Consider the following 2,718-nt stretch of genomic DNA (forward strand, 5'->3'; position numbering starts at 1 on the left):
TATAAAGGTGCAATTAATGGTAATTCAGTTTGCCAAAGCTGCAATAAATCTGATTCAAGCTCAGAGGCTGAATTATATTTATTGGTTAAAAAATAATGCTGCCAAGATGATTCAGCCTGCTTTAGAGTGTTTAAACGTTTGAAAGCAAAACTGTGACAAATAGCATCACAATTAATAATCTCAAGGAATATATCGTCTTCATTTAGTGAATAGCGGTGCACATCAACATGGGCTGGGCAGTCAAATAAAAACCAGCTGTCATCGCTGTCATTAAGCTGCTGACAACACTCTATAATGCTTGAAAAGTCTAACCCTAAGTTCGAACGACTGCCATAGGGTAAAAACTTTACGCCGTCGTTATCTTGGTGAAACTGCTCACATGCAGAGGCAAAGTTTGGGTAATCACTCCAGCCTAGCTGATGCTCCCAAGCAAGACCAAGGTGAAGGCCTAAGTCGCCTTTTGGATCTAAATCGATGGCATACACAGGCACATTTGATTTTCTCAAAGCACAAGCAAGGTTGGCCACAATAGATGTTGTACCAGTGCCACCTTTAACTCCTTTTATAAAAATTCGCTTCATTTATGATTCTTTATTGCGTTTTTGTTAACTTTTTTCGTGCTCTGTGTTTGTGTTGTTGCTAATGCGATATCGTTAAGCAAAGGGTACTTTTTAATCGTTTTGCGATTTTTTTCAACATCAACAATTTCAACATAATCCGTTTCCTTGCCGCCAAATTGGCGTAACAGCTTTTCAATATCGTATTGAGTTAAGGTGTGTGAATTTTTTACTGCAAAGTTATTCATCTAAAAAAACCGTTATGAGAAAAATTAGCTTAAAAATGTTCACGATCCATGGACATAATCTGCATTATATATAGAATAGCGTTTAAAACTAGTACTAAAGTATCTTTTTTAAGGGTTTGTTGGTGCCTCATTTAAATATTACAGGACTAAACGGAGCTTTCTCTGAGCTAAAGCGAGGCGCAAACTATGCTTTACTTGCCCCGCTAGATAATCAGCTATTAGAGTTAACAAGGCATCTTTTAACCAATCATAAAGACTCGGTTTTTTTGCTTTCTGAACAAGTCGAATTATTTTTCGAAGGAGAGGGAAGCGAGTTATTATTTACCCTGTTCGAACAAGGGGTACTACGTCCTTTCCATTTACATCATAATGAGAATGTATCAAAAGGTTTGCATTTTTCCCGTGGTGTTATTAACGAAATAAAACAGTATGAGCAACTGAAAAACAGTACGGTTATCGTGCATGTCGATTCAGAACATTTAGTCTCTTTGAACGAACAGCAGCTTGGTGAAAAACTCAAGCTCTATGTTGCTTTGTCACAATCAAAAAATGTCACTTTAGTGTTTTTAATGTCAGGTGCTTATGTCAGTGAATTGAGACGTCAGTTATTAGCCTTAAACCGTTGCTTTGATGGCCTTATTTATATAACTCAAGAGGCATCAATTCGCACTCTTGAGTATGATTATTGGTGTCATAAAGAAGGAGTTATCGCTGGGCGTTCGGTTAATTTACAGCTTCATGATGGTCAACTTGCATTAGTTGAGGTAGAGCAAGAGGCTGATGATAAGTCGCAAGCAACGGAGCAAGACTTTGATGAAGACGAGGTATGGCTAACTCGAAGTGCTGTACCTGAGGGTACAAAGCTACCCGTGTTTTATAAAATAATTGATGATAATGATGCTCTTTTTTCTAAAGGGCTTACCAAAAAATCAGCGACGTTAGTTTTTGCAGTTACCCGATACACTGATTTAAAAGCGTTAGCCAAAGATTGCTTCTCTCTTCGAAAGAAGTGTGGTCGCCGACTGAAATTAGTAATTCAAAATGTTGATGGCATTATTCGTCACCAGGACGAGTGCTTATTTTTAACTTTAGGGGTTAACCTTATTTTATATAGTTATTCTGAGCCTTCGCGTTTACTGTCACAAATTCAGTCAATTCAAGGGTTTCAGTTTACAAGGCCACTACCGAAATCTATTGATGATGTTCTAAAGTACAGCGAAAATGTATTAGCTAAAGGTTATTTGTCTCCAGATAAGTTCGTACAGCAGGTTGCTAAACATAGTGACTCAGCTGCCAATCTGGGTGTAAGTGGCGTGCTTGTTATGTTGCAGCTTTTACCGCGTATTGATGCCATACACCCATTACATTTATTTCATGTAAAACGTGAAGGGGATATTTTTAGTTTTGCTGATGGCACGGTTTACCTTTATCTACATGCTTGTCGAGAGCACGATGTGGAAAGTGCGATTAAACATTTATTTAAATTACAGGTAAGCGACTTTTTTATGTCAAAAAATGTCATTGCTGATCATTTTTATATTCAGCAAGAATGTCGCCGTATGCAACGTCATTTTGCTGATACTGAAGTAACCGACTTTACCCAGCAATTGCAAGAAAATGTAAGTTATATTTTTGATACAAAATCAGCAGATATTGCAAATTTAAATACAGAGACACCGGAATTTAAAAAAGTGATTCGACCTATATCTGAGCCAGTAAAAGTGACCTTAAAAGGTGAGCTATCATGAGCTTAAATCAGTTTTTTATTACTTTTATCATCGCAATGTTAATCGGCATTTTGCTGAGTAATACAGGTAAGGTATTGTTTAATAAAGCAGTCGTGCTCTACCGAAAACTAACATTTAGGCATGTATTATTAACGCCTTATACGCCAAAACGACACAAGAAGGATA

Annotated in this window: 3 protein-coding genes; 1 reads left to right on the forward strand and 2 read right to left on the reverse strand. The window is 37.2% G+C overall.

Features of this window, described 5'->3' with window-relative positions; genetic code table 11:
- A partial coding sequence (locus tag HUS61_RS21020; RefSeq protein ID WP_175092377.1) for a cellulose synthase operon protein YhjQ/BcsQ occupies positions 1 to 581 on the reverse strand: 581 nt, incomplete at its 3' end.
- The gene (bcsR, locus tag HUS61_RS21025; RefSeq protein WP_175083668.1) at positions 578 to 805 is read right to left on the reverse strand and encodes a BcsR/BcsP family cellulose biosynthesis protein; all 228 of its coding nucleotides are present in this window, start codon (positions 803 to 805) and stop codon (positions 578 to 580) included. The genes bcsR and HUS61_RS21020, both read right to left, overlap by 4 nt.
- Positions 806 to 927: 122 nt before the next feature.
- Here bcsR and bcsE point away from each other — a divergent pair, with 122 nt between their 5' ends.
- Positions 928 to 2,553 (forward strand): cellulose biosynthesis protein BcsE, encoded by a 1,626-nt coding sequence (gene bcsE / locus HUS61_RS21030; protein WP_175083669.1) that lies wholly within the window; start codon positions 928 to 930, stop codon positions 2,551 to 2,553.
- The last annotated feature ends 165 nt before the right edge of the window (positions 2,554 to 2,718 follow it).

The sequence above is a fragment of the Pseudoalteromonas sp. 0802 genome (assembly GCF_013350085.1).
Lineage (GTDB): Bacteria > Pseudomonadota > Gammaproteobacteria > Enterobacterales > Alteromonadaceae > Pseudoalteromonas.

Excerpts from the sequence above, each read along its gene's own strand:
- bcsR (WP_175083668.1), bottom strand. The coding sequence starts at position 805 with ATGAATAACTTTGCAGTAAAAAATTCACACACCTTAACTCAATACGAT.